Annotated in this window: 23 protein-coding genes and 1 pseudogene; 11 read left to right on the top strand and 13 right to left on the bottom strand. The window is 67.6% G+C overall.

Features of this window, described 5'->3' with window-relative positions:
• Positions 1 to 390 precede the first annotated feature (390 nt).
• From LGI35_RS05690 to LGI35_RS05670, 5 genes are all read right to left on the bottom strand, one after another.
• A complete protein-coding gene (locus LGI35_RS05690; RefSeq protein WP_227292808.1) occupies positions 391 to 924 on the bottom strand; it encodes a TerD family protein in 534 nt (177 codons plus the stop codon).
• Between the two features lie 49 nt (positions 925 to 973).
• The gene (locus LGI35_RS05685) at positions 974 to 1,960 is read right to left on the bottom strand and encodes an NAD(P)H-dependent flavin oxidoreductase (protein WP_227292807.1); all 987 of its coding nucleotides are present in this window, start codon (positions 1,958 to 1,960) and stop codon (positions 974 to 976) included.
• A 710-nt stretch (positions 1,961 to 2,670) separates the two neighbouring features.
• Positions 2,671 to 3,504 carry an alpha/beta fold hydrolase gene (locus tag LGI35_RS05680; protein ID WP_227292806.1) on the bottom strand — a complete coding sequence of 278 codons (834 nt, stop codon included), beginning with the start codon at positions 3,502 to 3,504 and terminating at the stop codon, positions 2,671 to 2,673.
• 121 nt (positions 3,505 to 3,625) lie between these two features.
• Positions 3,626 to 4,324, bottom strand: a complete 699-nt coding sequence (locus LGI35_RS05675; protein WP_227292805.1) for an alpha/beta fold hydrolase — start codon at positions 4,322 to 4,324, stop codon at positions 3,626 to 3,628.
• A 140-nt stretch (positions 4,325 to 4,464) separates the two neighbouring features.
• Entirely contained in the window at positions 4,465 to 6,723 is a 2,259-nt protein-coding gene (locus LGI35_RS05670; RefSeq protein ID WP_227292804.1) for an XRE family transcriptional regulator, read from the bottom strand.
• A gap of 173 nt (positions 6,724 to 6,896) precedes the next feature.
• Here LGI35_RS05670 and LGI35_RS05665 point away from each other — a divergent pair, with 173 nt between their 5' ends.
• From LGI35_RS05665 to LGI35_RS05660, 3 genes are all read left to right on the top strand, one after another.
• Positions 6,897 to 7,034 carry a hypothetical protein gene (locus LGI35_RS05665; RefSeq protein WP_227292803.1) on the top strand — a complete coding sequence of 46 codons (138 nt, stop codon included), beginning with the start codon at positions 6,897 to 6,899 and terminating at the stop codon, positions 7,032 to 7,034.
• Positions 7,035 to 7,453: 419 nt separating this feature from the next.
• Positions 7,454 to 7,582 carry a hypothetical protein gene (locus LGI35_RS46070; protein WP_264484666.1) on the top strand — a complete coding sequence of 43 codons (129 nt, stop codon included), beginning with the start codon at positions 7,454 to 7,456 and terminating at the stop codon, positions 7,580 to 7,582.
• Between the two features lie 2 nt (positions 7,583 to 7,584).
• Positions 7,585 to 8,232, top strand: a complete 648-nt coding sequence (locus LGI35_RS05660; protein WP_227292802.1) for a TetR/AcrR family transcriptional regulator — start codon at positions 7,585 to 7,587, stop codon at positions 8,230 to 8,232.
• A 189-nt stretch (positions 8,233 to 8,421) separates the two neighbouring features.
• Here LGI35_RS05660 and LGI35_RS05655 read toward each other — a convergent pair whose 3' ends face one another.
• The 4 genes from LGI35_RS05655 to LGI35_RS05640 all read right to left on the bottom strand — a co-directional run bounded on the left by LGI35_RS05655 (position 8,422) and on the right by LGI35_RS05640 (position 11,690).
• Positions 8,422 to 9,630, bottom strand: coding sequence for a cytochrome P450 (locus tag LGI35_RS05655; protein ID WP_227292801.1), 1,209 nt, complete (start codon positions 9,628 to 9,630; stop codon positions 8,422 to 8,424).
• A gap of 37 nt (positions 9,631 to 9,667) precedes the next feature.
• On the bottom strand, positions 9,668 to 11,062 hold the full coding sequence (locus tag LGI35_RS05650) for an NAD(P)/FAD-dependent oxidoreductase (protein WP_227292800.1): 1,395 nt from the start codon (positions 11,060 to 11,062) through the stop codon (positions 9,668 to 9,670).
• The gene (locus LGI35_RS05645; RefSeq protein ID WP_168527920.1) at positions 11,052 to 11,279 is read right to left on the bottom strand and encodes a ferredoxin; all 228 of its coding nucleotides are present in this window, start codon (positions 11,277 to 11,279) and stop codon (positions 11,052 to 11,054) included. Before LGI35_RS05645 ends, LGI35_RS05650 begins: the two co-directional genes overlap by 11 nt.
• A gap of 243 nt (positions 11,280 to 11,522) precedes the next feature.
• Positions 11,523 to 11,690: a LexA family protein gene (locus LGI35_RS05640; RefSeq protein WP_227292799.1), complete on the bottom strand. Its 168-nt coding sequence runs from the start codon at positions 11,688 to 11,690 to the stop codon at positions 11,523 to 11,525.
• A gap of 418 nt (positions 11,691 to 12,108) precedes the next feature.
• On the opposite strand from LGI35_RS05640, the gene LGI35_RS05635 reads away from it, so the two are divergent.
• Both LGI35_RS05635 and LGI35_RS05630 read left to right on the top strand, forming a co-directional pair.
• Entirely contained in the window at positions 12,109 to 12,555 is a 447-nt protein-coding gene (locus LGI35_RS05635) for a hypothetical protein (RefSeq protein WP_227292798.1), read from the top strand.
• Between the two features lie 406 nt (positions 12,556 to 12,961).
• Complete coding sequence (locus LGI35_RS05630) at positions 12,962 to 14,077, top strand: PP2C family protein-serine/threonine phosphatase (RefSeq protein ID WP_227292797.1); 1,116 nt, start codon at positions 12,962 to 12,964, stop codon at positions 14,075 to 14,077.
• Positions 14,078 to 14,176: 99 nt separating this feature from the next.
• On the opposite strand, the gene LGI35_RS05625 is transcribed toward LGI35_RS05630, so the two are convergent.
• Positions 14,177 to 14,656 carry a VOC family protein gene (locus LGI35_RS05625; RefSeq protein ID WP_227292796.1) on the bottom strand — a complete coding sequence of 160 codons (480 nt, stop codon included), beginning with the start codon at positions 14,654 to 14,656 and terminating at the stop codon, positions 14,177 to 14,179.
• Positions 14,657 to 15,166: 510 nt separating this feature from the next.
• On the opposite strand from LGI35_RS05625, the gene gad reads away from it, so the two are divergent.
• On the top strand, positions 15,167 to 16,531 hold the full coding sequence (gene gad / locus LGI35_RS05620; RefSeq protein ID WP_227292795.1) for a glutamate decarboxylase: 1,365 nt from the start codon (positions 15,167 to 15,169) through the stop codon (positions 16,529 to 16,531).
• A 46-nt stretch (positions 16,532 to 16,577) separates the two neighbouring features.
• On the opposite strand, the gene LGI35_RS05615 is transcribed toward gad, so the two are convergent.
• Complete coding sequence (locus tag LGI35_RS05615) at positions 16,578 to 16,724, bottom strand: GAP family protein (RefSeq protein WP_227292794.1); 147 nt, start codon at positions 16,722 to 16,724, stop codon at positions 16,578 to 16,580.
• 362 nt (positions 16,725 to 17,086) lie between these two features.
• Entirely contained in the window at positions 17,087 to 17,770 is a 684-nt protein-coding gene (locus tag LGI35_RS05610; protein WP_227292793.1) for a response regulator transcription factor, read from the bottom strand.
• 359 nt (positions 17,771 to 18,129) lie between these two features.
• Here LGI35_RS05610 and LGI35_RS05605 point away from each other — a divergent pair, with 359 nt between their 5' ends.
• The gene (locus LGI35_RS05605) at positions 18,130 to 18,771 is read left to right on the top strand and encodes a hypothetical protein (RefSeq protein WP_227292792.1); all 642 of its coding nucleotides are present in this window, start codon (positions 18,130 to 18,132) and stop codon (positions 18,769 to 18,771) included.
• Between the two features lie 166 nt (positions 18,772 to 18,937).
• Here the strand turns inward: LGI35_RS05605 and LGI35_RS05595 are convergent, their stop codons facing one another.
• The gene (locus LGI35_RS05595) at positions 18,938 to 19,207 is read right to left on the bottom strand and encodes a barstar family protein (RefSeq protein ID WP_227292791.1); all 270 of its coding nucleotides are present in this window, start codon (positions 19,205 to 19,207) and stop codon (positions 18,938 to 18,940) included.
• Positions 19,208 to 19,451: 244 nt separating this feature from the next.
• Here LGI35_RS05595 and LGI35_RS05590 point away from each other — a divergent pair.
• The 4 genes and pseudogenes from LGI35_RS05590 to LGI35_RS05575 form a co-directional block, all read left to right on the top strand.
• Positions 19,452 to 19,550, top strand: a pseudogene (locus LGI35_RS05590) (NUDIX hydrolase); the annotation flags it as partial.
• 506 nt (positions 19,551 to 20,056) lie between these two features.
• Entirely contained in the window at positions 20,057 to 20,926 is an 870-nt protein-coding gene (locus tag LGI35_RS05585) for a helix-turn-helix domain-containing protein (protein WP_227292790.1), read from the top strand.
• An 86-nt stretch (positions 20,927 to 21,012) separates the two neighbouring features.
• The gene (locus LGI35_RS05580) at positions 21,013 to 21,825 is read left to right on the top strand and encodes a phytanoyl-CoA dioxygenase family protein (protein ID WP_227292789.1); all 813 of its coding nucleotides are present in this window, start codon (positions 21,013 to 21,015) and stop codon (positions 21,823 to 21,825) included.
• A gap of 561 nt (positions 21,826 to 22,386) precedes the next feature.
• The gene (locus LGI35_RS05575; protein WP_227292788.1) at positions 22,387 to 22,806 is read left to right on the top strand and encodes an NUDIX domain-containing protein; all 420 of its coding nucleotides are present in this window, start codon (positions 22,387 to 22,389) and stop codon (positions 22,804 to 22,806) included.
• Positions 22,807 to 23,184 lie beyond the last annotated feature (378 nt).

Below are 23,184 nucleotides of genomic sequence, written 5' to 3'. Positions count from 1 at the left end.
CACTTGATTCGCGCACCGCTGACGGTGGTCGTCAGGGTTCCATAATCGCTGATCCGGCAGAATTGTCTCGCCTCGTAGCCGTTGCCCGGGTGGGAGACGATGGACAGCCTGCCGCTGCTGCCAAGGCTGTTGTTGGCCCTGGTGGACTGGGGGCCTGGGGGACGGTGACGGTCGGGACAGGCGTCTGGACGGTCCTGGACTTGCGACCGTGAGTGAGGCCTCGAGCCGTGAACCGCACGGCTGGTACGGGGAACCCCTACGGCCTGGTTCTCAAGGGCGTTTGGTATTGCAGCAGTGCTGGCGCGGTGGGGACCTACCGGGTGTCGTCGATCCTCCGCTTGGGCTTCGGGGAGGACGGCTTCGGGCGTCTCGACGGTTGAGTGGGGCTGGTTACTCGATGTCGACTCCGTGTGCGCGGGCGAGTCCGTCGAGGCCGTCAGCCCAGCCTTGCCCGTCAGCCCGTAGTTTCCAGATGGGTTGGCCGTTTGTGCGGTGGTGGTAGAGCTCAGTGATGACCATGGCGCGGATGTTGGGATCCGCTGGGGGCCGGAAGGTCCAGGCGGCGCCGGTGGCACAGTCCATGTAGAGCTCCGCGTGCGTGAGGGCGGCACAGGTCAGGCCGGCATCCACGTCCATGTTGATGGAGACGACTACGCATTGGACGTGTTCCGGCAGTGCGGTGAGGTGTACGGCAGCCTTCTCGGTGACGTGAGGGCCTTCGGTCTGCTTGCCCAGGAGGCGGGGCGCGCCGTTGGCGGCAGAGGGCTGGTTGTAGAAGACGAAGTCCTGGTCGTCGGACACGCGGCCGTCCGGGCCGGTAAGGAAGAGGGTCAGGTCGGCGTCCGCGCCGGCGAAGGTGAACGCGATGACATGCAACGAGCACTGCGCCCAGAGTTCGTACGCGACCCGCTGCCCGAGGAGCACCCTGGCAGCGGAACGTCGTTCGGAACGGGCACTCTTCCCCCACTCTCAGTCAGCGCAGCAGTGACGGAGGCCGCGAGGCCAGGATTGCCTCGGCCTCTTCACTGATCGTCCGGACCACGTCCGCGGCAGGGCGGACGGCGTCGACGAAGGTCGCCGACTGGCCGTAGAGGATCTCGCTCGTGTCGGGGTCGGGTGTGGCCTCGAAGGGGTTGCTGTCTTCATCGGGCGCGAACTCCTCTTTGCGGTCCCGCAGTGTTGCCTCGCGTCCTGACCACTCATCGGTGAACCGATTGCGGTGGACGCGTGTACCGATGGTCGCCGGCCAGGGCAGCCCCGACGCGATGTCGTAGGTCCGCGTCCATACGGTGTCGCCGCCATCGCTCTCGACGATCAGGCGCTTGTGGACGTCGTGTACCTCGACTGCCTCTGGCGTGGCGAGAAACGCCGTGCCCAGCCAGGCGCCGTCCGCGCCGGCGGTGAGGACCGCCGCGAGTGTTCGGCCGTCGGCAATGCCCCCTGCGGCCAGTACCGGTACGTCCGGATAACGTCTTACGATCCCGGCCAGGAACGGCAGCAGGCCCATCGTTCCGGTGTGGCCACCGGCCTCGGTGCCCTGCACAACGAGGACATCGGTGCCCGCGGCGACAGCCGTCTCCGCGTCGTCGTAGGTCTGGACTTGGCACATCACCCGGGCTCCCGCGTCCTTGGCGCGAGCAAGCCACGGCTGGGGGTTGGCGAACGACAGCGCGATGATCTCTGGTCGCTCCTCCAGCGCGGCGTTGAAATGCGGCTCGCTGAATGAGAGGAACGGCGTGATGAAGCCGACCCCGAACGGTCGGTCCGTCGTGGCGCGAATGGTCGCGATCTGCGCGCGGATCCAGTCAGGTCCCTTCCAGGGATGCGTACCCCCGAAGGAGCCGATCCCTCCGGCGGCGGAAACCGCGGCGGCGAGAGTCCCGCCGCTGTGCAAGCTCATGGGAGCTGCCATCACCGGGTAGGCGATACCGAACATTTCGGTGAATCGGGTATGCAACACGGGCTTACGTTAGCGAACATGGCGATCCTGGCCAACGGGCAATGCGGCGGGCAGCCCGCCGGCTTGGCCCGCAGCGCTCGCTGGCGCTCCCCACTCCCTTGAAAACCGGACCGAGTGCGGCGGCGCCTCAAGAGGGACCGCTCATGATCCTTTGACGAGCTCTCAGGGAACCTGACTCTGCTTCAGGGGTAACTCGGGGAACCTCTTTTCGATACCCGGACGTAAGGAGTTCGGTGACCTGCGGGAAGCGCGGCGCCTGGCATGTTGACCCCTGGCTGTCCTTCGCGATGCCCTTTCGTAGCCTTCGAGATGACCAGGATTCCGCGCGGACTGGCCTGCGACACTTCATCTCCGTCGCGCCGTCACAGCTGACTACCAGGGTCCCGCGGTGCCTTTCGAACGACGCACCATAGTCAAGCCCAGGACCTCCTCACCTCGATCCGGCTCCTGAACGTCCTCGATGGCGCCCGCCCCAAGTGCGGAGTCACGGCAGCAAGCGTCCGACTGTGTGACTGTCCCTGCCTGGGCGGATCTTTGGCGGCCTGGCTCGATGAGGCCGGCTTCACCGTCGAGACTCACCCCGCGCTCACGTCGGCCGCGCGCCCCATCCCCTAGCGGAGTGCTCCTGGCCCGCCACTAGGGGATGGGGCGCTAGGGGGATGCCCGCGGTGAAGCTCTGGCCCGCAGGGGCGTGGACCGGACGGTAGCGATCACGTGCTGGCTCTGGCGGCTTCCTCGATCAGCCTTGCGGTGGTCTTCGGGTGACTGATCATCACGACGTGGGACGAGGTCGGCACTTCGACGACCTTGCGGAAGTTTGCTCGGCTGTACATCCAGCGTTCGGCTGCGGGCGGGATCGCCTTGTCCCGGCCGGCGACCAGCCCCCACGAGGGGATCGTCCGCCACGCGGCGGCCCTGGTCGGGTAGGTGAAGGAGTCCGCGTCGAAGGGCCGCTGGGTGGCCTGCAGGAGTCGGAAGTCAGCTGTGGACACGTCGGCGGCGAAGGCCGCTTGGCCGTCCTTGCTCAGGTAGAGGTCGGTTCCGGTGGTGCCGTCGGGCTTGGTGTACGGGACCGGCACGCTCACGGGCAGGACCTCGCTGCCCGGGAACTTGCCGATGAGTTCGCCCTGGGTCTCGCCCACATCGGGTGCGAACGCCGCGATGTAGACCAGCGCTTTGACGTTGCTCTTCCCGGCAGCGGCATTCGTGATGACGGTTCCACCCATGGAATGTGCGACCAGCACGACCGGCCCGCTGATGGAGTCCAGCAGGCTCCCGATGTACGGGGCGTCGGTGGGGATGCCCCGCAGCGGGTTCGATCCTGCGATCGTGGTGTAGCCCTTGCCCTGGAGCTCCCGGATGACTCCGTTCCAGCACGACGAGTCGGCGTAGCCGCCGTGGACCAGCACGATGGTCGGCTTGGCGCCCGGCGCGGGGCGGCTGCCGGTGGCGGCCGTGGCGCTGCTCGGGGTGAGGAGCGCGGCCGATGCCGCGGCGGCGGCGCCGGTGGCGATGACTCTTCGGCGGGTGAGGTCCGGTCCCATGAATACTCCTGACGTGATTGGGGCGCGGTGGTGAGGCCGGCCGCTGGGGCGACGGGATGGGCCGCGGCGGCCGGCTGGGCCCATCCCGTCCGGCCGCGGCGGCCGGCGGGGTTGTGCCCGTCTACGCCTGGCCGTTGAGTCCCTGGGCGGCCTGGGCGATGACCGCGGCAACGACGGCCGGGCGGGAGACGTAGACGGCGTGGCTGCCGGGGGTCTCGCTCACGGTCGCCCCGGCGCGCTCGGACATGGCGCGCTGGGCGGGCGGCGGGATCATGTGGTCGTCGGCTGCGACCAGGTACCACGACGGCTTGGTCTGCCAGGCCGGCTCGGAGACGGCCCCTTCCAGGGCCTCGACGCCCCAGGGGACCTGGGAGTCCGCCATGAACGCGGCCAGCTTCTCGGGAACGTCAGCGGCGAAGGACGCCGCGAACTTGTCCCGGTCCAGGAACAGGAACCCGTCCCTCGGCGGCAGGATCGGCGGGACCGGCGCGCCGGGCGGCGGGTCGGCGATCAGGGAGCTGACCGACTCGCCCTTGTCCGGTGCGAACGCGGTGATGTAGGCGAGGGCCGCGACGTTGGGGTGAGTGCCCGCTTCGGTGATGACGACCCCGCCGTAGGAGTGCCCGACCAGCACGGCGGGACCGTCGAGGCTGTCGAGGATCTGGTGGGTGGCGGCTACGTCACCGGCCAGGGACTGAGTCGGGTTCTGTACGACAGCCACCCGGTAGCCGTCGGCGGTGAGGTGCTCGTGCACGCCCTGCCAGCCTGATCCGTCCACGAAACCGCCGTGGACGAGCACGATGTTCCTGATGGTTGCCATGATCCCTGTCCCATCTGGAGAGACAGGCCCGGTGCCTGTCCGCCGGGCCCCATACAAGCCGGGCCAAAAGCGGCTGAACATGCGGAACAGCAGGCAGAGTTGCGAGGTGCCGGTATTCCACCACTCAAGGTTCGCCGGGCTCAGGGAACGGCGGTGGCCAGGGAGTGGCAGCGGTCGTGGGCTTCGGTGTCACCGATGGCCGCATTCACTCGCGCTGCCTGCGCGTAGGTGCGGCGGCTTTCGTCCCTGCGGCCCTCTTCGGCGAGCAGGACTGCCAGCCTCTCCAGGGCACCCGCGTGCAGATAGTTGGGATCGAAGTGCTCCATGAGGTCGGTCGCCTCGCTGAGGGAGGCGACCGCTTCTGCGCTCCGGCCGAGCAGCTCCTGGCACTGGCCGATGTGCGCGAGCGTGTAGGGCCGTAAGTGTGCGGCGATGCTCGGCGTCATCCCGGATGCCTCGTCGTTAACCAGGGCAAGTGCGCGGTGGTACTGCTCCAGGGCCTCGGCAGGGCGTCCAGCGTCGCGTAGGCAGAGGCCGAGGTTGGTGGCACAGGTGTAGGCGATGTGCGCGTCCTTGAGGGAATGGGTCAACTCGGTTGCCCGCGCGGCGGATTCGGTGGCCTCGTCGAGTCGGCCCAGGAGGCGGAGTGCGTGAGCGGCATACAGGTAGGCCCACACGACCTGTTCCGTGGCGTCGCTGCGGGTGGCCAGGTCCCTCGCTTCGGCCGCGCAGCGAAGCGCCGCTGTGTGGTCCGTCGGGGGCTGGCCGTGCACCCAGGCCAGATAGTTGAGCTGGGTCGCCTGCTGGGCCAGGTCGCCCAGGCAAGCGGCGGCTTGCGCACCCAGAGTGAAGACCTCGCGCCAGTGCGAGCCGTGGATCCACCTGTCGGAGAACCAGTGCATCGACTCGGCGCAGTCGAGGACGGCCGCGTGCCGGCCGTTGTCCGCCGCGGCGCGCAGTGCGCCCGTCCAGTTGTCCACATGGCTGCGCAACCACCGGTCGGCGTCCCGCTCGTCGGCCAGTACGGTGAGATCGGGGTCGGGCTGTACGGGCCGCCCGTAGCCGGGTTCGAACCAGCGTCCGGCCATCGTGGTCATGCGCAACAGCCACGACGTCACCGTGGCGGTCGCCGCCTCGCGTTCGGCCGGGGTCTCCTCTTCCTGAAGCCGGTCACGTGCGAACAGCCGGACCAGGTCGTGCAGACGGTAGCGGCCCGCAGACGAGTCCTGCAGGAGGCCGAGGTCCACGAGGTCGTCCAGTGCCTCCCAGGTGTCCCCGATCGGCATGCCGCCGGCGACCGCCGTGAGAACCGCGTCGAAGTCACGGCCGGGAATGACGGCCAGTCGCCGGAACATTCGCCGTGCCGCGGAAGGCAGTTGCTCGTACGACATGCCGAACGCGTTCGCGATCTTCAGATCCCCGGCCTTGAACTGCCCCAGACGGCTCTCCTCGCTCTCGAGCCGGGCGGCGAGTTCGGCCGGGTCCCAGTCGGGTCTGCTGGTCAGCCGGTTGCCAATGATCCGCAGCGCAAGAGGCAACCCCCCGCACAGCTCGGCGAGCCGGACCATGGACGGCTCCTGGTCGGATGCGCGACGCTCACCCACGATCCCGGCCAGCAGCGTCGTCGAGTCCGGCAGGGACAACGGACCGAGGGCGAGCCTGCGTACACCCTCCAGACCTGCCAGTAACCGACGCGTGGTGATCAGGACCCGGCCCGCACCCCCGCCCGGCAATAGCGGCCGCACCTGCTCCTCGGACGTGGCATTGTCGAGTACGACCAAGGCCCGCCTGTCGCGCAACAGCGATCGGTACAGCACGGCCCGCTCCTGGACATCACCCGGAATGTTCTGGTCCGCGACACCGAGCGCGCGCAACAGCAGGCGCAGCGCGTCACCGGCGGCCGCCGGTCGCTGGGACATGCCGAAGAGATCAACGAAGAACACTCCGCCGGGAAAGCTCGGACGCACGCTGTGAGCAGCTCGTACGGCAAAGGAGGTCTTCCCCAGCCCCGCCGACCCGGTGACGAGCCCCACCATGCCCACACCCGGCGCGCTCTCGACGTACACCAGCTGACTCATCCAGACCAGTTCCGCACTGCGACCGGTGAAGTCCTCGACCGTGGGCGGCAGTTCGCACAACCCCGACGGCCGCGCCCAGTGGTCACGCAGCCTGCCGTCGCGTGCCAGTTCGATCAGGTGTCGACGCGCATCCTCGTCCAGCGCGAGCGCATTCACCACCGCCGTCACAGTGCCCTGTTGAGGCCCCTTGCTGCGCCCCCGCTCCATGTCCGACAACGTCCGGACACCGACCCCGGACGACTCGGCCAACTGCTCCAGCGTCAGACGCGCCGCACGGCGATGAGCGCGCAGCACCTCCCCGAACCCGAGTTGTTCCGTCATGGGTCCCCACCCCTCCCAGCAGTCAACCCACGCTCCGCCCACCCAGCCCCCACCGCTGCTCGGCCCCAGCCGAAGACGGCGTGATGGAAGGCTACGGCGACAGCTCGGCCCGCATCCGCTAAACGGATAGATTCGTCCACTTAACCTACGCTGAGTGTCTACAGACGCCGGCCATGCACGACGAGGAGTCCGCATGCCCCGCAGAATCCGGCTCTCCCATGGGGTCGATCATCCTGCTGCTGAACGCAGCGCAATGGGTGGTCCTCGAAGCGCTCACCGCGGCGGCCTGGACCCGCTCGCCCTACAGCTAGGCCACGAACTACATCAGCGATCTCGGCGTACCCGTCTGCGGCACCCGGTTCCAGGGGCACGACCTCTGCTCCCCGCGGCATGCGCTGATGAGCACCTCGTTCATGCTCGAGGGGATCCTGTGCGCGACCGCAGGGGTACTGCTGGCTTGCCTGGTCGAGGGCCGCGTCCATCGGGTGATCATCAGCCTCGCGATCCCGCACGGCGTGGGCATGGTGCTGGTCGGCTTGTTCCACGGCTCTGCGGACGGCGCGGACCTCAGTCTGGCCCTGCACGTGGGGGCGCGGCGGTCGGCATTGTCTGCGCGAACACGATCGCGATCATCGCGGGATCGCTGCGCGGTCTCCGACTCCCCCTGGCCTACCGGGTCTTCAGCATCGCGGTCGGCGCCCTCGGCCTGCTCAGCGAGCTCCTTGTGGGCATGTCGGCGAGCACAGCAGGGATCTTCGAGCGCGGCGGTGTCTACTCCTGGCTACTGTGGAGCGTCGCAACGGGCGCCCTGCTCCTGGTCTGGCAAGTGGGCCGCCCGACGACGGTGGAGAATGTCTGATCGTGACCGGGGACACGCAACGCCCGCTGCGAGCGGACGCCGAACGAAACCGCCGCCTCATCATGCAGACGGCCGACCAGATGTTTGCGCAGCGCGGCGCCACCGTCACGCTCAACGAGATCGCCCGCGAGGCCGGTCTCGGGGTCGCCACGGTCTACCGCCGCTTCCCTGACCTCCAGACCCTGATCGATGCCCTGTTCACGGAACGCTTCACCACGTTTTTGCACCTCGCCAAGACGGCGGAACAACAGGAGGACCCTGGACAGGCACTGCGCCACTACCTGCTCGAAGCTGCCCAGTGGCGGGCCCGCGACCGCTCGCTGGAGTTCATCCTCGCCGCCACAAGCATCGAAACGAAGCCCATCGCCGAGATGCGCGACCGCCTCGGCACCCATGTGGACGGCCTGGTGGAACGGGCGCTGGCAGCGGGCGCCGTCCGGGGCGACTTCGCGAGCTCCGACGTCTACGCCTTTCTGTACATGATCGGTGCCGTCGCCGACCGCACCCACGACATCGCCCCCGAAGCCTGGCGCCGCTACGCCGATGTCTTCCTGCGCGGCTTCGGCCTGGGCCAGACCCCCGCGGCGCGGACGCCCGCGATGACCGACGCCGAGATCCGGCGGACCTGGCCCACACCGCAAGACGGATAGGGACGCGGAAGCGGATCAGGTGGACGCGGGCGCTTCCCCGGTCGCCGTCCATCTGACCTATTCCGCCATCTGACTTATTCCGCGCGGACCGGTGCCGGTGCGCTGGACGACGGATGCGGAGCGTTGCCGGGCCGCCGGGGTCCCCGAGGACACAGACTTCGCGACGAACGGCCCTGCGTCAGTGGTCTTTTAGTCCGTCAGGCCCTCGATGGCCACGGGCAGATGGCGCGGGCCGCGCAGCACGGCGTTGGCACGGTAGGGCGGTGGGTCCTCGAGCAGCCGGGAGAAATTGACCCGGCGGAAGAGTTCGGGCACAGCCACATGGAGTTCTATGCGGGCGAGCGGGGCGCCGAAGCAGTAGTGGATGCCGGTGTAGAAGCCCAGGTGCTCGTTGTCCTTGCGGTCGGGATCGAACCGGTCGGGGTCCTCGAAGCGCCGGGGATCGCGGTTGGCCGCGGCCAGCATGAGCCAGACCGGCGAGCCCTTGGGGATCGTGGTGCCGGCGACGTCGATGTCGGCCAGGGCGGTGGTCCACGGGACGAACTGGACCGGGGGCTCGTACCGCAGCACTTCCTCGACGAGGGGGACGGCCAGCTCCGGGTCCTTCTGGAACCGCTCGAGGATGTCGGGGTGGCGCAGCAGGGTGAGGGTTGTATTGGTGATCGCATTGACGGTGGTCTCGTGGCCCGCGACCAGGAGCAGCACTGCGGTGGCCTCCAGGTCTGCCGGTGTCATGTCGGGGGCGAGCGCGCTGAGAATCCCGGCGCCGGGGTGCCGGCGTTTGGTCTCGATCAGATCGGCCAGATAGGCGCCCAGCTCCTGGCGTGCCCGCTGTGCCTTTTCCGGGCCGCCGTCGTCGCCGGAGTGGGGATCGACTGACGACGCCAGGGCATCGGCCCAGGCGTGGAAGAGCGGTTCGTCCTCGCGCGGCACGCCCAGGACCTTGCAGATGGCGGTGACGGGAAGCGGGTAGGCGAAGTCTTCGACGATGTCGACCCGGTCCTTGCCTTCGAAGGCGTCGAGCAGCTCGGTGACGACCTTGGCCAGCTCTCCGCGCAGGCCGTCGAGGAATCTGGGGCTGTGCGGGGGACCGAACGGCCGGTTGATCGTGTCGCGCAGCCGGTCGTGCACGGGCGGGTCGGTGAAGATGAAGCTGGGCGGCAGGCCACTGTCCGCCGCCGGTTGCCCGGGGCGGCCATGGCCGGCGGGGCGGTTGCTCGTGTCGTTGCTCAGCCGTGGGTCGTTGGCCAGGCTCCGCACCTCGTAGTAGGTGCTGACCAGGTAGGTGCCGTCGTCCTCCCGTCTGACCGGAGTCTTGCGCAGCTCCGCGTAGAGCGGGTACGGATCGGCCCGATTGGCGTAGTCGGTGATCTGAGCGACGATGCTGCCGGACGTCATGGTGACTCCTGAGGGCTCCGCGGTACAGGGCCGGTGATCAGGCATGCGACGGAACGAACGTGACACGCCGCTCGCTCGGCGAGTGACCCGTCAGCGTGACCGTGGCCCCATGGGTGGGCAGATGAGGGTCGGGGAAGGCCGGGTCGATCGGATGCAGCGTCTCGGTCCGGCGGTCGACCGCGCGGTACTCGGGAGGGAAGGGGGCGCCGGACGCGATCTGCTGCTCGTAGAACCCCAGCCACTTGGCTCCGTCGAAGGCGACCGCGGCGATGACGCGGCCGCGGTACCCGTACACCGCGACGAACCGCTCCTCGGCGAGCGCCCCTTGGGCGACGACCAGCTGGTCGCCCAGCGTGGGAACACCCACCGACTTGATGTTGACGCCGAACTGGGTGGACCAGAACATCGGCAGCCACAGGTGCGGACGGCGATCCGGACCAGCACAGATCATGTTGTGGGCGGCGATCTCGGCCTGTTCGACCGCGTTACCCCAGTGCTCCAGCGCCAGGAACTGGTAGTCGAACAGCGGGTGGGGGCTGCGCGCGACATCACCGGCGGCGTAGATGTCGTCGGTGACGATGCCGTTGACGTCGAACACCCGGCACCCGGCGTCGCACGCGATGCCCCGGGGACCCGCGGCGACTCCCGAGCCGGCGAGCCATTCCGTGTTCCGCATGGCCCCGAGCGAGACGACCGCCACCTCCACGTCGATCACCGCACCGTCTGACAGATGGGCGCGCCTGAGCCGTCCCACATCGTCGCCTTCGAGGGCGGTGACGCTGACCCCACAGCGCAGGTCGACTCCGTGCTTGCGCTGCAGCCGATCCGCGACCGCGCCAATGACTCCGCCGAGTGCGCCCACCAGCGGCGCCGGACCGCGTTCGGCGACCGTGACCTCGAGGCCGCGCTCCCGGCAGCCGGAGGCGACCTCGGAGCCCGTGAAACCGGCGCCAATCACGAGCACCCGGGACACACCTGCGGTCAGCTTCCGGAGCAGGCGGGCGGAGTCGTCGCGGGTACGCAGCACGAACACCCCGTCCAGCGCGGCCTCTTCCGGGTGGAACCAAGGCCGCGCTCTGGTCCCGGTGGTGATCAGCAGGCGGTCGTAGGGGACGATGTCGCCGTTCGTCAGACGTACCTGCTTGGCGTCCCGGTCCAGGCTCTCGGCGGCGACGCCCAGACGCCACTCGGCGTCGATGTCCCGCCGCCGCGGAAGCGCGGTGTCCTCGGGCCGGGCCCGCCCGAGCAGTGCCTGCTTGGACAGCGGCGGCCGGTCATAGGGCTCGTACGGCTCGTCGCCGATCATGGTCAGCGATCCGGTGAAGCCCTGCTCGCGCAAGGTCTCCGCCGCGCGCAGACCGGCCAGCGAGGCACCGACCACGACAACGCGGCCCTCGCGCCGCAGGACTTCGACGTCCGTGTCAGCCGACATGGGGCTCCACCCGCTTCGTCGGCTCATCGGAGTAGTCGACGAGGATGGCCTGGACCGGGCAGGCGGCAGCAGCCTTCTCCACCCGGTCACGCTGTGCCTCGTCGAAGCGAGGAGAGAACAGCAGCGCCTCTTCCCCGTGCAGAGCGAAGACGTCCGGGGCGAGGAAGACGCACTGCGCGAACCCCTGGCACCGGTTGAGATCGACGACAAGCCTCATTGGAATCCGCTCCCTGCACGGGCCGCGGTCGCCGAGTCCCGCAGCCGTCTGCGCTCGGTCCATGTGGTCAGTAGGCACGCCTCATCTCCAGGTTCAACCCACCGCCCAGGTCTCGCAAGGCGAGGCGGCGCTCATCAGGTCCGCGACGTCTGACCGGCCCGTCATCCGCGATCCCGGCTTGATGCCCGCCTGGTCACTCCCCACGGAAGAGAACGTGTCAATGGGGTGGGCGGCGTCGGAACGTCAGCTGAGCCGGTAGTCCCACGAGCCGGCGCCCCGAGCGCGCCGAACGATCCCGGCCTCCTCGAGACGGCGCAGCTGGTACAGCGCCGACGAGGGGCTGGCCAGGCCGACAGCCGCGGCAATCTCTCGCACCGTGAGGGCCTCGCCGTTGTCGCTGGCCGTCCGCACCCCTGTGGACGATCTACACGATGAGATACGCGAAGCCGCCGCCGTGCGTGGGCACATGCAAGCGGCACGCATCCTGCGCCGGCGACTGCCGATGCTGTCTCCATCGCAGGCCCTCGAGTACGTGAGTGCGTTGCTGCAGGCCGATGCCCCGGCCCACCTTGGCTGTCGCCGTGGAACAACTCATCGAACCCATGAACCCAGTGCTCACTGTGCAGACCATCCACCAGGGAAGGCTCGGCTAGTGGATCTGACTTACGGCGGGTTGACTTCTCCATTGGGAAGCCAGTGAGCGCGACACCTGGCCGGTGGCGACCGGCAACCATGCGGCGCCGAGCGCCACACACCCCGCGTTTCCGTGTCCCGGTCACGACACGTAGCCTGACGCCGCTGAGCCGCGAAAAAAAGGGGGGCCTGACGGGTGGCAGGTGGTGCAGCGATCATCCCGCTCCTGTGGTTCGTTCTAGCCATTCCGCTGACGGCGCTGTCGTACGCGGTCGGCAAAAAGACGTCCCCGAAGCTGGGCCTGCTGTTCGCCTCGGTCTTGGTCGGCCTGCCTACGGTGCTGCTGATCGCCCCGCTCATCAGTCGAGGCGGCACCTCCGGACTGTCGCCCCGCATCATCTACGGGAACCCGTACGAGCCCGGCTCGATCGCGGACGCCGAATACAAGCGCGGCTACGACTTCGCCGCCGCTCTCGCCAAGCAAGGGGACCCGGCAACCGGCATGGCGGACGACGTCTCTCGCTGGTGCAAGGACCGGCTGACGCCAGCAGCAGGCTTCAAGGGCAAGGTCACTACGGCGACGATGCAGGGCTGTATCTGGGGATCCAAGCCGCGCTCCGCACCTCCGTCGAATGAGCCGTAAGACCAACTAAGGCGTTCAGTCCCATCGTGTGACTCGAAGCCTAACCATCATGCGCAACGTCGTTTTCGCAGGTCAGGTAGGCGAAGCGCCTACCGGGTCGCCGACAGGGCGCTTCCCGCGAAAGCCACGCAACAGCGAGGCAAACGAGCTACCGGTGCAGGTCGGACGGGGCGGCCAACTGTGATGCTCAGGTTGGCCACTTAAAGCGCTCAGTAACAGGTGTGAAGCGCCTTTGTCCTGTGCCGCTGAGCGTTAATCCTTGCCGCCGAAGTCTGACGGTCATCGGAATCGTGTCCATGAACTTGATTGGCACGAGTTCCTGGTCGTCAGGGCCGGCAGCAGCCGACGACACTGACCCTTTCCGCCGCCCGGTGCGCGCAGGGGGAGGTCGGTGTAGACAGGAGTCATGCCGCAGCGCCTCGGAGGACTTCGACGGCCGGTGCGAGCGGGTGGGGCGTTGCTCGCCATCCCGATCGCGTGGATTGTTGCGGTGTCCGTGATCGACATTCTTGCCCCGCCCGACATTCATCTGGGTCCGCTGCTCGTCGCGGCCCCGGCGATCACGCCGTTGTTCGGGGGGCCCTGGTCGGTGGGCCTGGTCTCTGCACTGGCGGTGATCGCGCAGACGGTCATCGGACTGGTTCGCGATTCCGACGCGATGCTGTCGTCCAACCACCAGGCGCAGATCATCGCCCTGGTGCTGGTCGGCACGAGCCTGGTGATCTTCTGTGTATTCCGGGAGCGTCGCGCAAAAGAGCTGGCGCAAGTGCGGTACGTGTCCGAGGCCGCCCAGCGTGTGGTCCTGCCGCCGCTGCCCAAGGAGAGCGGGCCGCTGCGCGTGGCTTCCCTCTACCTTGCGGCAGAGGCCGAGGCCCAGATCGGCGGGGATCTGTACGCGGCGGCGCGCACCACCTCCGGCACCCGGCTGATTGTCGGCGACGTGCGAGGCAAGGGGATGACCGCGGTCAATGACGCTGCCTTGCTGCTCGGAGCGTTCCGCGTCGCTGCCCACCGCCAGGCGAGCCTGGGCGAGCTGGTGAGCTACCTCGACCGGAGCGTGTGCTGGGACCTGATGGAGCCGGGCGAGACGGGCTGCTTCGGGGAAACATTCATCACCGCCAACATCCTGGACATCCCCGACCAGGACGGCCTGGTCCAGATGGTTGCCTGCGGGCATCCGCCGCCGGTCGTCCTGCGCAACGGCCGACCGGCGACGATGGACGCCCTTCATCCGGCACCTCCACTGGGCCTGGGTGCACTGGCGCATCCGCGCTACCACGTCGACAGCTTCCCGTTCGAGGCGGGAGATCTGCTGCTGTTGTACACCGACGGCGTCACCGAGGCCCGGGACTCCACCGGCACGTTCTACCCGCTCGCCGAGCGCATCACCGGCTGGACCGGGAACGACCCCGACGCCTTCCTCGGCCGCTTCCGTCGCGACCTGATGCACCACGTCGGCGGACACCTCAACGACGACGCCGCCATGATCGCCATAAAGCGCACCACCACGCCCCGGACCTGATCATCCCGCCCTCACCTGCACTACTCAGACTCCGGCGGCATGCACTCAAGGTTTGCTGTCACCGGGCAGACGAACAGAAGGAGTAATGGGCGTCACCTGCTACGGCGCGGCGGGCCGCACTTGCTCGGCGCTCTCCTGCGGGTCCACCATGCGCATGACCTGGCCGGGCTCGCTCAAGGTGTGTTCCTCGACAGTGTAGAAGCGCACCTCGTGGCCGTCGGGATCATGCACCAGTGGCAGCAGCCATCCGCGCAGGCCGCGCCAGACGCCGCCGTGCGCTTCACCAAGGCCCTCAAGGCGGGCGGCGAGCGCCTGGATCGCGGCGCTGTCGGGCACCGCGATCGCGAAGTAGTCGAAGCCTGCGGCGGCCTCGGCCCGGCCGGGGGCGAGCCGCAGCGCCAGGTGCGGTCCGCCGGCCGGATGGCTCAGCACGACTTCGATCAACACCCCCTTCTCGATGAACTCGGCTGCCCGCCGGTAGCCGAGCGTGCGCATGTACCACGCCTCGGAGCGGGCGAGATCGCGTACCGGTAGCTTCAGGTGGTGGACGCCGGCAAGGCTCGGGATGTCAGCTTCCACGTTCAAGGCTCACCTCGGGGCGGCTTGGCTCGGCACTTACGAGTCGCGGTCGATCGCGACCAGCTTGTCCCTCTTGTCCAGCGTCCGCACCCGCTGCAGCCTCGTGTCACCGACGAGTGCCTCCCGAAGTCGAAGTCGTGAACTTCGGCCTGACGCTGGTTGTCTCGTGGCTCCGCCAGCACGATGGGGCCCTGGAGGCATGGCCTCCAGGGCCCGGGGCATCATCGCCGTGAGCGGTCCGGATTCGTGATCCTGAACCGGGCTATGTGATGCTCGGTCACACCGACACGGCGATGGCGGCACACGGCGACGCCCCGAAGAACTCCCCGGCCGATGTCGCGGTGTCCATCGTCCGCGGGATCGAGGTCAGGCAAGCTGCCGAATTTTTGGATGCCTTTCCCAAACGAGGGGTTGTTTTGTAGCGCGCAGGACTGCAGCCAGTTAGCCCCTCGCTATTTGCCTCGGCGTGTCCCTCATGGAGGCATGCACCGGGGCTGTTTGACTCGACATATGACTAAGCGTGACAACGCGGAACTGTTCGGCAACAGATTCTTGACCGTGCCCGCTCCCTCGGAGACCATCCCCGAGGAAGGCATGGCTGCGACTGACGCAATGAGGCTGCTGGATGTGGATCTCGCCATGGAGGGCGACCCGCAGCGCAACCTCGCCACGTTTGTCACCACTTGGATGGAGCCGCAGGCGCAACGGATCATCGCCGAGAATCTCCACCGCAATTTCATCGACCATGCGGAGTACCCGATTTCCGCCGAGATCGAGCAGCGTTGCGTGCGCATGCTCGCCAACCTCTTCAACGCTCCGGGCAAGACGACCGGATGTCGGACCCAGGGCTCGTCCGAGGCGATCATGCTCGGGGCGCTGTCGCTGAAGTGGAAGTGGCGGGAGCGCCGCCAGGCGGCCAATCTGTCGGTCGACCGACCCAACTTGATCTTCGGTGGCGACGTCCACGTCGTGTGGGAGAAGTTCTGCCGCTACTTCGACGTCGAGCCGCGGATCGTGCCGCTTGCCGAGGGCAAGTACACGATCGGCCCGGAGGACGTGGAGCCTCACCTCGACGGGAACACGATCGGCGTCGTCGCTGTCCTCGGCACCACGTTCACCGGCCACAAGGATGACGTTGTCGGTATCGACAAGCTCCTGCGGGACGTTCGCAAGGAGCGGGACCTCGACATTCCGATCCACGTGGACGGGGCCAGTGGCGCATTTGTGTGGCCCTTCCTCTACCCGGACTCGAAATGGGACTTCCGGCTCGAGCAGGTCCGTTCGATCAACGTCTCGGGACACAAATACGGCCTGGTCTACCCCGGCATCGGCTGGCTGGTCTTCCGCGAGGAGTCCGACCTGCCCAAGGATCTTGTGTTCCATGAGAACTACTTGGGCAAGACTGACGCGACGTTCACGCTGAACTTCTCTACCGGCGCGGCGATGGTGCTCGCGCAGTACTACAACTTCGTCCGGCTCGGTCGCCAGGGCTACACCTACGTCATGAAGATGTTGCAGGAGAACGCCCACGCGTTGGCGGACAACCTGCGTAGCAGCGGTCGCTTCGAAGTGATCGGGAGTGACCTCGAGCAATTGCCGTTGGTGGCTTTCCGTCTCGACGGCAAGCACGCTTACGACGAGTCCGACGTCGCTTGGCAACTCGCGGCCGAGCGCGGTTGGATGGTGCCGGCGTACACGCTGCCGCCCAACGCGGAGCGGGTGAAGATCATGCGTGCCCTGGTCAAGGAGACCCTGAGCCGTGAGCAGATCGATCGCCTGAGCCAGGACATTGAGGACGCGTGCCGCACGTTGGACGACAAGGGCGCGACCCATGAGACCGAGCGGGCCCAGGTCAAGCGCGGCACCGGCTACTGACGCACCTCTGCTACCCGGTTGCACGCGCGCCGACTTTGAGAGCGTCTCACCGCGAACCCCTCGGGAAGGTCTGCTGCGTCTGGAGGTGAGGATGCCGGCCGTCACCGAGCAGTTTCAGGCCGAGCACGAAGAACAGGACCGCCATCACCGCGACATTGTGCTGAGCTGCCCAGTCCTTCCAATTGCCCAGCATGGACGGGCGGGTTCTTCCTCTTCGGTACTGCCTGGCGCATACTCGGCGCGCTGGGCGTCCTCGGTCCCTGAAGACAGGATCGGCAAGAGTCACGCCAGCTTCAGAGCAAGTGTCTGACTGCGTGACAACGCCGACGGACAGCGGCGTACGAGTGCGGATACCTGCGGACCATCGCAGCAGGTGAGAGACACCGCCACCCGTGGGAGAGCGCTGCGGCGAGTTGCTTCGGGACGAAAAAGTCCCCGTGCCACATCGTGCGGTCTGCCACGGTCAACGACGACTCGCCACGGGCGAGATGCGCTGATGGCCTGTATTGCCGCTGCATCCGGACTGGCCTGGGCTCCCCAACTTCCCGGTGAGAGTCAGGGAGTGGCAGGTGGTCCCGATTGCACGAGTCCCGACTGGTAGGCAGCAACGACGAGTTGGGCTCGGCCGCGAGCGTGGAGTTTGGTCATGGCGCGTTGGATGTGGCTGCGGACGGTCAGTGGGCTCAGGCAGAGGGTGTCCGCGATGTCTGTGTTGGACATACCGCGGGCGGCCGTGATCATTACTTCTCGTTCGCGTGCGGTGATAGAGCTGATTTGGTCGGGCAGCTCTGTGTCGGAGGCCGGCTCGGGCGTGACGAGAAAGCGGCTGACGAGCATTTTGGTGGAGGCCGGAGACAGCAGGGCGTCGCCGTCCGCGACGGTGCGGATCGCGTCGAGGAGGACGTCCGCTGTGACGTCTTTGCCGAGGAACCCGCTCGCTCCGGCGCGCAGCGCGCGGGCGACGTACTCGTCGGTCTCGAACGTGGTGAGGATGAGGATGCGTACGTCCGAGAGGGAGGGGTCGCCGCAGATGGCGGTCGTGGCGGCAAGGCCATCGGTGCCGGGCATACGGATGTCCATGATGACGATGTCGGGGTGGAGTGTTTCCGCGAGGGTGATGGCTTCCGCGCCGTCGGACGCTTGACCGACGACTTCCAGGTCGTCGGCGGAGTTGATCAGGATGCGGAAGGTGTCCCTGAGGAGGGCGTGATCGTCTGCGAGGAGCACTCGGATGGTCATAAGGTTCCCGGATCAGAAGTTGAGGGGGAGCTCGGCGGTGGCGGTGTATCCACCGTCGGGGCGGGGGCCTGCGGTGAACCGGCCTCCGGCGGACAGGGCGCGTTCGCGCATGCTGATGAGCTGGGCCGCCTCTGGACCGTGAAGGGTTGACCAACGGCGACAGAGGTCACCGGAGGGTGACAGGTCCCTCGTCCATCCGACCTGGGCGGCGCCAAACGATCTGCGATACCGGAAGCGTTATGCCTGCATCCGGAGATTGCTCATCGCTCGTGCTGCGACCGCATACCTTCGCCGGGTTGGGCGGGTGTGGGGCCATTAATGCCAGCTACCTGGCCGAGGCATCCGCCTATGCTCAGCTCGTGCAGCCGCTTTCCGACCGCAGTAATCCGTTGATCACGGCGTTCCCAGCCGAGCTTGCAAGCGATGCCGAGGCGGTCCTGGCGGTGATGCCTGATTCTCGGCTCCAGCCGCATGCCTCGTTCTCGGTCGCTGTCGAGCGCCAGCAGGTTTTGATCCCCGAGCGCCTCTACAACGACGAGCCGTCAACGGGCAGGGTGGCGTCGCTTTCGTCGCGCCAACAACAGCTTCTGCACTGCCTGTACTCAAGGCACAGCGACGGCATGGTCAGGCAGCGCCACCTGGAGAAGGTTGTTGGTTCCATGGACCCATGGGTGGTCCCCTTCGTCGTGCAGCTGGTTGGCGAGTACGTCTTGGAGATCCTGGTCGTCATCTGCGATGAGCTCCGTGATCTCGCCACGCCCGGCACCTGCGGCCACCTCGCTTACGGGGAGTTCCTCGTGGACAATCCTGCTTTCTTCGCACGCACTCAACGGCGGGTCGTGAGCTACTGGAGCTGCTACTACCGGGGCGCCTACGCGAGTTTTCGGGGCTACCCGGGGTGCACGATTCTTGACCTCCTACGGTCCGCTGCCTCCGACAGAGCACGGCATCCCTGGCCCAACCTCACTCCAGCCGGTGCCCGGGTGGACGGCTACTGCTAGGAGCCCGCCGGGCAAAGTCGCCGGGCTGGTCAAGCGGCATCGACGAGGGGACGTCCGCCCCATCGGATGCCCTTCTCGCTGCGGATGCGAGCGCGCTGGCGGCGCTGGGCTGCGAGCATGTCGGGGTGTCGGGGTGTCGGGGTGTCGGGGTGACGGGGTCAGAGCACTAGGCATACTCAGCGAGGAACTCCGGGCGGTACGTGGCTTGGTAGTCGTCGAGCGCCCGGCGAAGCATGGCGGCCCCGAGGGGAACGCCGACCGCGAGCTGATCCCAGCCGAGAAAGCGCACATGATCTGGGATGCTGACCAGTCCGGTGACTGCGTCCCAGAAGGCATCCCAGTTCATGCCATAGAACTCCGGGAAATCCAGCTCCCGCATCAGAAGCAGGTGGAGAGAGCGCTCGTCGCTCACCTCGCTGACATCGATGGTGATCACGGCGACATGCTTACACGGAGTTGCACCGTTCTGACATCCACGAGTGCCATCAACGACAGCGGACGGCGGCGGCAACCAGCAGTCGCGTGCGACACCGGCCCACGAGGCGGCCCCAGTTGGTCCGGGGCATTGACATCAACGCGGGTGGTCACTGACGACCGCGCCGCGTTCTGAGCAGCCGATTCATGTGACTCATGGCCTCGTGCTGGGTGTCCAGCGCATCAACAGGGGCCGACTGGCACGCGAGTGGCTGGCCGAGATCTACGCGATCCGGCTCCTTGACTCTCTCGACGGCGCGGGCCCGCACGTGCGACGCCATGACGGCAAGCGTCTGACGCCAGCGCGGTGGAACTTTTCCCCACTTCATCAAGGCCCGCGCACGGCGCCTGGGGGATGCAGGGGGCTCCATTTCCGGCCGCGGGTGCATCGTGGCGTGCGTTGAGGGCTTCCATCCCGTGCACCGTCGCCCCAGGCAGAGCCGAGCAGACGCGGCCTATGGCGTCCAGGTCGTTCCTACAGTGGCGCGCTCCACCTGGACGCCCTGAACCACGTCCGCTCCACGGTGTGTGGGTCGACTGCGTACGAGATGGGAGCTGGGGTGATTGAGGCGTGCGCGTGTGGACTGCCTCAAACACACAGCCAGCCGAGGCTCACGAACTGATCCTAGGCGTGCCGCCGAAGCCTCCGGCGCCCTCGTGGCCACCGCGGGCTTCGTTGTACCCGGCACGCAGTCACCTCGATCTGCGCCCACGCAGCGATCGTCAAGCAACCGCGAGTACGCTATGCCGGTTCGGGCAGGTGCCTCCCTCTGTTTATGTCGATCCGAACCGCCAGCAACCCTGATGGATCATGACTGCCGTTGAGAACAACCCCTCGCGCCGGACTGCGCAGTGGTGGGAGCGCCTCGGCGCCACACTCAGTGGTCCATGGGCTCCGCGGGCACGGCCCGGCGGTGGGTACGTCCACTGCGAACCTGACTGGTCCTGGCATCTTGTCCTTTCCGACCACGATCTGTGGTGCGTTCTGGACGGAGTCGGACGTGCCCGGCTCAACGGCCGCGATATCACTCTCACCGCCGGTTGCGTGCTGATGCTGCGGCCGGGGGACGAGATAGATGCCCATCACGACCCTCGCAATCCCCTGACCGTCGCTTACCAGCACTACTCCCACGACGATGCCGGCCAGGGCGCGGCGGTCGACGACGGTCCACCCGACCCGTTGCTCCCGCGCCAGGTGCACCTGGACGACCTGCCTGAGGTCCGACGCCACCTCGACGGCCTCGCGCGTATCAGGCGCCGCCCCGGCCCGGACACCTCCGCGCGGAGCACTGCTGCACTGGTGGCGTTGCTGCTGGAGATCCAAGCCCAGGCCGCCCGAGCCGTCGGCGACCTGCCTCCGCTGATGGACCGGCGCGTACACGACGTCGTGGAGTGGTTGGCTCGCCACCCGACCCGCCGCCTGGACCTGCATGCAGCTGCCGCGTCGGCCGAACTGTCGGCGGATCAGTTCTCCCGCCTCTTCCGCCGCGAGACCGGGCAGTCCTTCCGTGCCTACCAGGTCACGGTCCGGATCGATCGCGCCCGCGAACTCCTGGCCGAAAGCGGGATGACGGTGAGCCAGGTGGCAAGGGTCCTGGGCTATGCCGATCACCGCCTGTTCGTCCGCCAGTTCAAGGCCCGCACCGGCACCGCCCCGGGCATCTGGAAACGCTCCGCCTGAACGGACGCCTTCCAGACCGGTCCAGTGCCCGCAATCCACGACTCGCGCCCTCCCCGGCCGCCTTCCCCCGGGCCTACCGTCGGCCCATGACCTACACCGTTCCCGCCGACCTGTATCGCGCCGACCGCCTCGCTCCGCTGCTGGACTCGATCAACGACATCGGTGCCGCGGAGACCGGCGCCTACCGCGATCTCGGCTTCCTGGCCGTGCGCGGTCTCCTCACCGACCGCGAAGTGCGGGGAGTCCTGGACGGCCTCGCTGTCGTAGCCCGCCCGCCGTCCCCCGCAAGAGTGGAATTCGAGGAGTGGGCGCACCCGGAAAAACGGAACCGCGACGAGCTGCTGGACGGCGTCCGCAAGCTCCAGCATTTCTGCGCGCACGAGCCGCGCCTGGCCGAACTCGCCCGCCATCCCGCGATCCTGGCCACCGTCGCTCGGTTCTTGGAGGCCGAGCCCGTCCTCATCCAGGACATGGCCCTTCTCAAGCCGCCGGGCGGGGGACGGGAGAAACCCTGGCACCAGGACAAAGCCTTCTTCGACATCCCGCTGGGAACCCCCATCGTGGGTGTGTGGATCGCCCTCGACGAGGCCACGATCGACAACGGGTGCATGCATGTCCTGCCCGGCACCCACACCGAAGGCCCGGTGGTCCACTTCGCTCGCCGTGACTTCCAGATCTGCGACACCGAAGTCCAGACCCACCGCGACACCGCTGTCCCGCTGCCGCCCGGCGGCGCCCTGTTCTTCGACGGGCTGCTGCACCACGGCACCCCGCCCAATCTGACGGACACTCGCCGCCGCGCCGTGCAGCTGCATTACGTGCCGGCCGGAACTGTGCGGACTCCGCAGAAGGACCGCCTGGAGGCCTTCGGTGCAGACGGCAAGGATGCCACCTGCTGAGCTGCGCACGACGTCCGGTGTTCCGCCGCTGGCTGTCGTCGGGGTCACAGAAGTGCACCGTCACCTGGTTGAGTGGCCAGCCGAGTTGCTTCGGGAGAAGCGGCCCGGCTCCGCTGCGCGCTGCGCTCCTGCCTTGGGCCCGCCCCGCCCCGGCTAGGCCGACGCCCGCCCCCACATGGATAGGCCCGGATAGCATGAGTCGAGCGCCCGACGTACACGGCCACCGGTCACAGACGATGCCTCCGGCGGGGGATCGGCCGGCACTGGGATGGAGAGGGCGCCGTCCCCGGCCGCGGGCACATCGTGGCGTGCGTTGGGGGCTCCCATCCCGTCCACCGTCGCCCCAGGCAGAGCCGAGCAGACACGGCCCCTGGCGTCCAGGTCGTTCCTACAGTGGCGCGCTCCACCTGGACGCCCTGAACCACGCCCGCTCCACGGCGTGTGGGTCGGCAGCGTACGAGATGGGAGCTGAGGACGGTGGTGGGTAAAGGTAGGTGGAGGGGTGCGGCTCAGTCCACGGCCTGTTCACTGGCCGGGGCACAGCGCTGTCAGACTGCTCATGTGTCGACTTCTGCGCAAGGCGCTACTCGGGCTCGGATCGTCGCGGCGTTCCTGCGCGACGGCAACAGGGTGTTGTTGTGTCACCGATCTCCCCAGCGCCGCTGGTACCCGGACGTGTGGGACCTACCCGGTGGACATGTGGAACCCGGAGAGCTTCCCGGTGCGGCACTTGCCAGGGAGCTGCACGAGGAGCTCGGGATCGAGGTCGCGGTGCCTGCAGGCCCACCCATGCAGCAGATCCATACCGACGCTTTCGACATGCAGATCTGGCTGATCGAAAGTTGGACGGGAGCTCCGGTCAATGCCGCGTTGGACGAACACGATGCCATCGCGTGGTTCCAGGAAAACGAACTCGGAGAACTGCGCCTCGCTCACGACAGCTATCTTGTGATGTTCACCGAGGCACTCGCCGTGCGCTGAGCTTGACCGCCACCCCAGCGCACTACAGCAGCGAAGTCACAGCCCGTGCTAGATCCGTGTCAGGTTGGTCGGGGAGCCACGGGGAAGGGCGGGCAACGGGGGATCAGCGGCGAGGGCCCGGCGAGCTGTTCCCTCGCAGGTCGGGTGCCCAATTCCCCCTGGATCAGCCAGGCTTCCCAGGCTCAGCTGTTTCAACGTCAGGTCCGGGTGTCAGTTTCCATCGCTTCGGGGCGATCAGGAGGGGTAATTGTCGTGGGGGCTTCGAGTTGGAATTGCTCCGTTCCGTACCAGGAAGACCTGGATGCTGCTCTACAGATGTTGCGGCGAGAGGTGTTCCAGGCGGGGATTACTACTGGGTCAAGGGTGCCGACTGGCGGC

Source organism: Streptomyces longhuiensis (assembly GCF_020616555.1).
In the GTDB taxonomy this organism is placed as follows: Bacteria; Actinomycetota; Actinomycetes; order Streptomycetales; family Streptomycetaceae; genus Streptomyces; species Streptomyces longhuiensis.
This window is presented reverse-complemented; position numbering and strand designations above follow the sequence as displayed.

Coding starts and splice junctions, on each gene's coding strand:
- LGI35_RS05680 (WP_227292806.1), bottom strand. CDS start 3,504: ATGGGACCGGACCTCACCCGCCGAAGAGTCATCGCCACCGGCGCCGCC.
- LGI35_RS05675 (WP_227292805.1), bottom strand. CDS start 4,324: ATGGCAACCATCAGGAACATCGTGCTCGTCCACGGCGGTTTCGTGGAC.
- LGI35_RS05670 (WP_227292804.1), bottom strand. CDS start 6,723: ATGACGGAACAACTCGGGTTCGGGGAGGTGCTGCGCGCTCATCGCCGT.
- LGI35_RS05665 (WP_227292803.1), top strand. CDS start 6,897: ATGCACGACGAGGAGTCCGCATGCCCCGCAGAATCCGGCTCTCCCATG.
- LGI35_RS46070 (WP_264484666.1), top strand. CDS start 7,454: ATGTCGGCGAGCACAGCAGGGATCTTCGAGCGCGGCGGTGTCTACTCC.
- LGI35_RS05655 (WP_227292801.1), bottom strand. CDS start 9,630: ATGACGTCCGGCAGCATCGTCGCTCAGATCACCGACTACGCCAATCGG.
- LGI35_RS05650 (WP_227292800.1), bottom strand. CDS start 11,062: ATGTCGGCTGACACGGACGTCGAAGTCCTGCGGCGCGAGGGCCGCGTT.
- LGI35_RS05645 (WP_168527920.1), bottom strand. CDS start 11,279: ATGAGGCTTGTCGTCGATCTCAACCGGTGCCAGGGGTTCGCGCAGTGC.
- LGI35_RS05630 (WP_227292797.1), top strand. CDS start 12,962: ATGCCGCAGCGCCTCGGAGGACTTCGACGGCCGGTGCGAGCGGGTGGG.
- gad (WP_227292795.1), top strand. CDS start 15,167: ATGACTAAGCGTGACAACGCGGAACTGTTCGGCAACAGATTCTTGACC.
- LGI35_RS05615 (WP_227292794.1), bottom strand. CDS start 16,724: ATGCTGGGCAATTGGAAGGACTGGGCAGCTCAGCACAATGTCGCGGTG.
- LGI35_RS05610 (WP_227292793.1), bottom strand. CDS start 17,770: ATGACCATCCGAGTGCTCCTCGCAGACGATCACGCCCTCCTCAGGGAC.
- LGI35_RS05585 (WP_227292790.1), top strand. CDS start 20,057: ATGACTGCCGTTGAGAACAACCCCTCGCGCCGGACTGCGCAGTGGTGG.
- LGI35_RS05580 (WP_227292789.1), top strand. CDS start 21,013: ATGACCTACACCGTTCCCGCCGACCTGTATCGCGCCGACCGCCTCGCT.